Origin of the sequence: Myroides sp. LoEW2-1 (assembly GCF_009767705.1) — a bacterium.
Taxonomy (GTDB): domain Bacteria; phylum Bacteroidota; class Bacteroidia; order Flavobacteriales; family Flavobacteriaceae; genus Flavobacterium; species Flavobacterium album_A.
Genome location: NZ_WSPP01000188.1, coordinates 1 through 498 on the forward strand (window position 1 = coordinate 1; position 498 = coordinate 498).

1 protein-coding gene is annotated in these 498 nt (G+C 32.7%); it reads right to left on the reverse strand.

Annotated elements, in window-relative coordinates:
• Positions 1 to 66: 66 nt before the first annotated feature.
• Entirely contained in the window at positions 67 to 378 is a 312-nt protein-coding gene (gene tnpA, locus GOQ24_RS11390) for an IS66 family insertion sequence element accessory protein TnpA (RefSeq protein WP_160339738.1), read from the reverse strand.
• Positions 379 to 498 lie beyond the last annotated feature (120 nt).

Genomic DNA, 498 nt, shown 5'->3' on the forward strand with positions numbered 1-498 from the left:
CATGAGAATACATTATTTCTTGTTTGCTCATCTATTTATTATTTGAAACAAACTTACTACCTTAAGTTAGCTTATGAAATATGTGGTTGCTCGCGTGGATACTACTAATGAATAGAGTTCACCCAAATCTTTCGTTTCTAAACGTAACTTCACTCCATTAGGATACACGATTTCATATTCTTTACCTTCTGTTTTTGATGTTTTACTTATTGCTATAAAGTTACTTGAGCCTTCTTGCTCTGTTTCACCCTTAAACTTTACTACCCAATAACTAAATGTCGCTAGCTTAATTCCAACACTTTCACAATACTTTGATTGTGTTAATCCACTTGTTTTCCAATCCTCTACATGAGAGTACATAATTTCTTGTTTGCTCATCTCTTTATTATTTGAGACGTATGCACCCGAGCAAGTACATCTAGTGAGATCTAATTATTCTTCTACATTATCCAGGATAAGTTTCTTGTAATTATGAGGATATAAGTCAGCGATATTCTT

Coding starts and splice junctions, on each gene's coding strand:
- tnpA (WP_160339738.1), bottom strand. CDS start 378: ATGAGCAAACAAGAAATTATGTACTCTCATGTAGAGGATTGGAAAACA.